This is a genomic window from Mesorhizobium sp. M2A.F.Ca.ET.039.01.1.1, assembly GCF_003998035.1.
Lineage (GTDB): Bacteria > Pseudomonadota > Alphaproteobacteria > Rhizobiales > Rhizobiaceae > Mesorhizobium.
In genome coordinates, this window is the sequence record NZ_RZRY01000316.1 from 1 (window position 1) to 7,158 (window position 7,158).

At 64.4% G+C, this 7,158-nt stretch carries 6 protein-coding genes; 3 read left to right on the top strand and 3 right to left on the bottom strand.

Going from position 1 to position 7,158, the window contains the following annotated elements; all coding sequences use genetic code 11:
* Positions 1–10 precede the first annotated feature (10 nt).
* Both guaD and EOA24_RS22060 read right to left on the bottom strand, forming a co-directional pair.
* Positions 11–1,327: a guanine deaminase gene (gene guaD / locus EOA24_RS22055; RefSeq protein ID WP_126079892.1), complete on the bottom strand. Its 1,317-nt coding sequence runs from the start codon at positions 1,325–1,327 to the stop codon at positions 11–13.
* 2 nt (positions 1,328–1,329) lie between these two features.
* Entirely contained in the window at positions 1,330–2,556 is a 1,227-nt protein-coding gene (locus EOA24_RS22060) for a urate hydroxylase PuuD (protein ID WP_126079893.1), read from the bottom strand.
* Between the two features lie 132 nt (positions 2,557–2,688).
* Between EOA24_RS22060 and EOA24_RS22065 the strand changes: the two genes are divergently transcribed.
* The 3 genes from EOA24_RS22065 to EOA24_RS22075 all read left to right on the top strand — a co-directional run bounded on the left by EOA24_RS22065 (position 2,689) and on the right by EOA24_RS22075 (position 6,242).
* Positions 2,689–3,609 (top strand): LysR family transcriptional regulator, encoded by a 921-nt coding sequence (locus EOA24_RS22065; RefSeq protein ID WP_126079894.1) that lies wholly within the window; start codon positions 2,689–2,691, stop codon positions 3,607–3,609.
* A 423-nt stretch (positions 3,610–4,032) separates the two neighbouring features.
* On the top strand, positions 4,033–4,995 hold the full coding sequence (locus tag EOA24_RS22070) for an LLM class flavin-dependent oxidoreductase (RefSeq protein WP_126079895.1): 963 nt from the start codon (positions 4,033–4,035) through the stop codon (positions 4,993–4,995).
* Positions 4,992–6,242 carry an LLM class flavin-dependent oxidoreductase gene (locus EOA24_RS22075; RefSeq protein ID WP_126079896.1) on the top strand — a complete coding sequence of 417 codons (1,251 nt, stop codon included), beginning with the start codon at positions 4,992–4,994 and terminating at the stop codon, positions 6,240–6,242. The genes EOA24_RS22070 and EOA24_RS22075 overlap by 4 nt, the downstream gene beginning before the upstream one ends.
* Before the next feature lie 63 nt (positions 6,243–6,305).
* Here the strand turns inward: EOA24_RS22075 and EOA24_RS22080 are convergent, their stop codons facing one another.
* Complete coding sequence (locus EOA24_RS22080) at positions 6,306–7,136, bottom strand: PhzF family phenazine biosynthesis protein (RefSeq protein WP_126079897.1); 831 nt, start codon at positions 7,134–7,136, stop codon at positions 6,306–6,308.
* Positions 7,137–7,158 lie beyond the last annotated feature (22 nt).

Sequence of the window (7,158 nt, forward strand, 5' to 3'; positions counted from 1 at the left end):
GGTGAGGGGGTCACCCTGCGACAATCGCGCTCTTCGCCGGACGGCCCGCCAGATAGACCTCGCGCACAACCCGATCGTCGCCCAGCGTCTGCAAGAGGAACAGCTCCTCCGCCAGCGTCTCGACCGTCTCCATCCTGAGCCGCATGCCCGGCGTGGCATGGGCATCGAGCACGACGATGTCGGCATCGGTGCCCTCCTCCAGCGTGCCGACCTTGTCGGCCACCGACAGCGCCTCGGCATTGCCGCGCGTCAATTGCCAGAAGGACTGGAACGGGTTCAGCTTCTCGCCGTTCAGCGCGATCACCTTGTAGCCCTCGTCCATGGTGCGCAGCATCGAATAATTGGTGCCGCCACCGACATCGGTCGCGGCCGCAATCCGAAGCGGCTTCTCGCGCAGACGATAGCGCTGGTAGTCGAACAGGCCGGATCCGAGGAAAAGATTGGAGGTGGGGCAGAACACCGCGACCGAGCCCGATTGCGACAGCGCATCCGCCTCGCGCTCCGACAAATGGATGCAGTGGCCGAACAGGCTCTTTTTGCCGAGCAGGCCGTAATGCTCATAGACGTCGGTGTAGTCGCGCGACCAGGGGTAGAGCTCCTGGGTGAAGGCGATCTCGGCGTGGTTCTCCGACAGATGCGTCTGCATGTGCAGGCCGGGATGCTCGCGGCAGAGCGCGCCGGCCATCTCCATCTGCTCGGGCGTAGACGTAATGGCGAAGCGCGGCGTGATGGCATAGAGCTGACGGCCCTTGCCGTGCCATTCGGCAATCAGCGCCTTGCTGTCGTCGTAACCGGTTTGCGGCGTGTCGAGCACGCCGTCCGGGGCGTTGCGGTCCATCATCACCTTGCCGGCGATGTTGAGCATGTTGCGCTCATGCGACTCGGCGAAGAAGGCTTCCGCCGATGATTTGTGCACCGAGCAATAGGCGGCGACCGTCGTCGTGCCTTGCCGCAGCATCTCGTCGAGGAACAGCCGCGCGATGCGGCGGCCATGCTGGGCGTTCTGGAATTTCGACTCCTCTGGAAAGGTGTATTTGTTCAGCCAGTCGAGCAGCTCGGCGCCGTAGGAGGCGATGATCTGCATCTGCGGCACATGGACATGCGCGTCGAGGAAGCCCGGCAGGATCAGATGCGGACGATGGTCGATCGTCTCGACGCCGGCGCCCGCCTTCTTCGAGACATCCGCATAGGCGCCGGCGGCGACGATCCTGCCATTGTCAATCAGCAGGGCGCCATCCTCCTCGTAGCGCCAGGCGGAATGGTCGTCGATCGTTTCGGGCCAGCGCATGAAGGAGAGCGTACGGCCGCGCAGAATTTTCGCTGTCATGCCTATTTTCCGGCGCCTTCGAACCAGGCGACCAGAAGGGCCCGTTCCTGGTCGGTGATCTGGGTGACGTTGGCGGGCGGCATGGCATGCGCCCGGCCGGCCTGGATGTAGATCTCGCGCGCATGCTCGGCGATGCGCTCGTCGGTGTCGAGCAGCACGCCCTTCGGCGCATGGTAGATGCCTTCATAGACCGGCTCTTCCGTATGGCACATGGAGCAGCGGCCGAGCACGGTGTCGCGCACGGCCGGGAAATGCGCCGAGGCGATATAGACCTGAGCGGCGGCGGAGGCGGCCGAGGTCTTCGGCTCGCCGGTCAGCACCTTCGGGACGGTCGACAGCCAGATGATGATCATGAACAGCACGGCGGCGCCCAGCCAGGTCCAGGTCGGGTTGCCTTTGCGCGCATGGACCGTGTTGAAATAGTGCCGGATCAGCACGCCGATGATGAAGACCAGCGAGGCGATGACCCAGTTGAACTGCGTGCCGAAGGCCAGCGGGTAGTGGTTCGACAGCATCAGGAACAGGACCGGCAAGGTCAGGTAGTTGTTGTGCAGCGAGCGCTGCTTGGCGATCTTGCCGTATCTCGGGTCAGGCTTGCGGCCGGCGATGAGGTCGGCGACGACGATCTTCTGGTTGGGGATGATGACCATGAAGACATTGGCCGACATGATCGTGGCGGTGATGGCGCCGAGATGCAGGAAGGCGGCGCGGCCGGTGAAGAGATGGGTGAGCCCCCAGGCGATGAACACCAGCACGCAATAGAGCACCAGCATCAGCCCAGTGTCGCTTTTGCCGAGCGGCGAGCGGCACAGAAGATCGTATACGATCCAGCCGACGCCGATGGTGGCCAGCGACAAGAGGATGCCGACCGGCGCCGAGATGTTGAGCACGTTGGGATCGATCAGGAAGAGATCGGCGCCGGCATAGTAGACCACGCAGAGCATGGCGAAGCCCGACAGCCAGGTGGCGTAGGACTCCCATTTGAACCAGGTGAGGTGTTCCGGCATCTCGGCCGGCGCCACCAGGTATTTCTGGATGTGGTAGAAGCCGCCGCCATGCACCTGCCATTCCTCGCCGAAGGCGCCGGCAGGCAGGCCGGGACGCTGGCGCAGGCCGAGATCGAGGGCGACGAAATAGAAGGAGGAGCCGATCCAGGCGATGCCGGTGATTACATGCAGCCAGCGGACGGCGAAGCTTAGCCAGTCCCAGAAAATCGCGAAATCCATCATTGAAATCGTCCCTGCCGATGAGAGCGACTTTACGGTGTGCAGCGCAAACGAAAAGAGGCGAGGTGCGCGATGACTTTCAAAAAAAAATGGAAAATACTAGGCTTGCCCCTCATAGCCGTTTGAGAGCCACGCATGGCCTATCTCGACAACATCGCCGTCTTCGTCCGCGTCGTCGAGCTCGGCAATCTGTCGGCGGCGGGGCGTGACATGCGCATTTCTCCGGCCGTCGCCTCCAACCGCATCAAGGAACTGGAAAAGCATCTGGGGGTGCGGCTGTTCAACCGCACGACCCGTCAATTGATGCCGACCGAGCACGGCACAGTGTTCTACACCGGCGCCAAGCAGGTGCTGGATGCCATCACCGAGGCGGAAGCCGCGGTCGCATCGCTGTCCGGCCAGCCGCGCGGGACCATCAGGGTGACGGCGCCGCTCGGCCTCGGACGGCGGCTGATCGCCTCGGGCATCCCGGATTTCCACGACAAATATCCAGATATCGAGGTGCGGCTCAGGCTCTCCGACCACAATGTCGACATCATGAAGGAAGGCATCGACGTCGCCTTCCGCCTCGGCATCATCGAGGATTCGAGCCTCAGGATGCGCGGCATCATGGAATGCGAGCGCGTGCTGGTGGCGGCGCCGAAATATCTGGAAGCGCGCGGCGAGCCCGCCGAACCCCAGGAACTGATCGGCAGGAAACACGACTGCCTGATGCTGCGCTATGCCGGCGCGCGCGAATATGTCTGGACGCTGCAGACGCCCGGCGGCCCGCAGAAGTTCGAGGTGCACGGCCCTTACGACACTGACGACGGCGACGTGCTGACCGGCTGGGCGCTGTCGGGTCGCGGCATCATCAACAAGCCGCGGTTCGAGGTCGAGCCCTTCATCCGCGACCGCCGGCTGAAGGTGATCCTGCCGCAGACGCCGCCAACGCCGGTGCAATTCGCCGCCGTCTATCCGCACAAGAAGCTGCAGGACCCGAAGGTGCGGCTGCTGCTCGACTTCATGGCCGAGCGCTGCCAGCGGCTGATCAAGGATATTCTTGCGGGGAAGTAGTGGTGGCTTGCTCTCGGTTGGCCGAAGCCTCCGCGACGTCGTCATCCACGGGCGGAGCGACGCGAAGCGGCGCGCAGACCCGAGGATCCATTCCGTGACCTTCGACGTGGGGCGCAGCGGAGCAGAATTCTGCCTCGTTGCGCGGCGCCTCGACGTCACGGAATGGATCCTCGGGTCTGCGCCGCGTCGCTTCGCTCCTTGCTCCGCCATAGAATGACGACCGCGAGGAGCGTTCAGGCTAATCGCCGAAACATGTGGCCGCCAACATGACATTCGGGCCAAGGCCTCTGCCTTGATGCAGTCAAAGGCTGGTCGGCATATGACAGCCTCGTGGCCCACTCGATCCGGTTGCCATGCGCGAAGAGCGGCCTAGGTTGGGGGCCAGACGTCTGCCCGATTTTCAGGGCAGCCGAGGGCCGCCACATGCATTTCGCCGTTTCGCTCAACATCGCAGCCACAGGACAAGACGTCCTGGACTTCGGCCAAATCAGCGCCTTCGTACGGCAGGCGGAAGCGGCCGGTGTGGATATGGTCATCATTTCCGACGTCGCGGAGGGACCATCGACCAGCCCGTTCGAAGCGACCACGCTGCTGGCCGCCTTGGCGACGGTGACCTACAGGATTGGCCTCGTCGCCAGCGCCTCGACGCTCGCGCACCAGCCCTACAATCTGGCGCGCCGTTTTGCTTCGCTCGACATCATCAGCCATGGCCGCGTCGGCTGGAACGCGACACTGAGGCAGAACCCGCGCGAGGCGGCGAATTTCAGCCGCCCGGAAGGTTTCTCCGATGGCGATTTTCGCCGTCGCGCGGAGGAATATATCGGCATCGTCCAAGGGTTATGGCGGAGCTGGGACGGCGATGCCTTGCTGTTCGACAAGGCGGGCGGCCGGTTCCACGATCCCGACAGGATGCATATGCTCGACCATAAGGGCGAGTTCTTCGCGGTGCGCGGGCCACTCAATGTCGCGCGTTCGCCTCAGGACACGCCGGTGCTGGTCATGTCCGGTTTGAACGAAACCGATCGAGATTTCGCAAGCCGTGGCGCCGACGTCATTCTGATCGCGGAACAGTCGGCCGACGCTGCCAATGCTGCGACCGCCGACTTGAGACGCCGGGCGCTTGCCGCCGGCCGCAAACCGGAAGGCGTGATGGTGCTGCTGACGGTCGCCATTGAATCCGAGCCGCCTATCGACGGGCTTCGAAGCTTGCTGGGCTCGAGCGGCTGCGACGGCTTCAATCTTGTTTTGCCGGCTGATGTCCCGGCACTTCAGAATTTTACCGACCGTGCCTTGCCGGAGCTCCGACGCGATGGCCTCGCCGGCCGGGGCCAGCAGGGCGCGACGCTGCGCGCCCGTCTTGGCCTCGGCACAGGAGGCGCAAAATGACCGCGCGCCGGATGAAGCTCGGCCTGTTCTTGTGGGCGACCGGACACCACATCGCCGCCTGGCGCCATCCGGACGCGCATGTGACGGCCGGTATCGACATCGAGCATTACATTCAACTTGCCCGCACTGCTGAAGCGGCGAAGTTCGACATGGTGTTCTGCGAGGACGCCGCCGGCCTGCGCGAGGCCAATGTCAACATTGCCAGCCAGACGTCACGCTCGATCGGCTTCGAGCCGATCAGCCTTCTTTCAGCCCTGGCCGTCCAGACCGAGCGCATCGGCCTGGTTTCCACGGCATCGACCAGCTACAACGAACCCTATGGGCTGGCGCGAACCTTCGCCTCGCTCGACAATCTGAGCGGCGGGCGGGCCGGCTGGAACCTCGTCACCTCGGCCAGCCCGATCGAAGCGGCGAATTTCGGCGCGACGGGGCTGCGGCCGCATGCCGACCGCTATGCGCGGGCGTGCGAGTTCGCCACGGTGATCACCGGGCTCTGGCACCGCAAGCCGGCCGGCCATGACGGCGAAAGCTTCTCGGTGCGCGACCCGCTCGACGTCCCGCCCTCGCCGCAGGGCGCGCCGGTGATGGTGCAGGCCGGAGCATCGGACGACGGCAAGGATCTGGCCGCGCGCACCGCCGATGTCGTGTTCTCGGCCGCGCAGACTTTCGAGGAAGCCAGGGCCTTCTATGACGATCTCAAAGGGCGGCTCGCCGCCTATGGCCGCCAGCCGGACGATGTGAAGATCATGCCCGGAGTGGCGCCGATCGTGGCCGCCACGAAAGCCGAGGCACAGGCGAAATACGATGCACTGCAGGAATTGATCCCCGACGATGTCGGCGTGGCGCTGCTCTCCAGCTATCTCAGCATTTCCGATCTTGGGCGCTACCCGATCGATGGGCCGCTGCCCGAGCTGCCGGAGAGCGAAGGCATGAAGAGCCGGCAGGCGCTGGTCATCGAACAGGCGCGCCGCGACGGGCTCTCGATCCGCGAGCTGGCGCGATACTTTGCCGGCGCGCGCGGCCATTGGCGGATTGTCGGCACTGCCGAAGAGATCGCCGACGAATTGCAGGAGCGTTTTGAAGGCGGCGCCGCCGACGGTTTCAACGTCATGCCGTCCTGGTTCCCGGGCGAGCTCGACGCCTTTGCAACGCTGGTGGTGCCGGAGTTGCAGCGGCGCGGCCTGTTCCGCAGGGACTATGAAGGCCGCACGCTGCGGGACCATCTCGGCCTCAAGCGGCCTATCTAAGATTCTTGGTTTCGCAATTCCGGACGGAAAACCGCGGCGCACTTTTCCTGGAATTGCTTCAGCTCAGTCCATTAGCTGCGCCGTTCCGGACACCCGGATCGAGCTGCCAAGCGTCGGCGGAATATCGGCATGGAGGCGCGAGCGCATGCCCATATCCTCGCCCTGGACGATGTCGATGGCGCCGCCATGCGGCCAGCCGAGATCGCGCAGATAGCCGGCAAAGGCCGCGGTCGCCGCCCCTGTCGCCGGATCCTCGTAGACACCGCCGGAAGCAAAAGGATTGCGCGTGTGGAAAATGCGCGGCGTCTCGGCATAAGCGAGCAGGATCGTGACCAAGCCTTCGCGCCGCATGAAGGACTGGCCCTGCTTCAGGTCATAAGCCATGGCGGCCAATGCCTCACGCGACCTCAGCGCCAGCACGAGGTGGTCGGCGCCGCCGTGGATCAGGGCTGGCGGAATGGCCGGATCGAGATCACCCGGCTGGTAGCCGAACAGCGCCAATGCCTCGCCGGCCAGTTCCGACGAAGCCGGCCCGCTGCGCGTCGGCGGCGACTGCAGCGCGGCGGCGACGTTGGCGCCGTTGCAAAAACCTTCGACGGTGATGTTCGCCTGATTGAGGATCAGCGCGAAGACCCCGTTGCCAAACTTCCTGACTAGCGCCGCACCGAGCGCAATGGTGGCATGGCCGCAGAACGGCACTTCCGATTCCGGCGAAAAGTAGCGGACACGCCAGCTATCGCCCTCGGGCGCGGCGAAAGCGGTTTCGGAGAAGCCGATTTCGGCCGCGACGCGCTGCATGTCGGCCGTATCCGGCAAGGCCTCGCCGATCACCACGCCGGCGGGATTGCCACCGGTGTTGCCGTTCGAAAAGGCTGCTATGCGCAGAATGTCCATGTTTCTCGCCTCGTATTTGTCA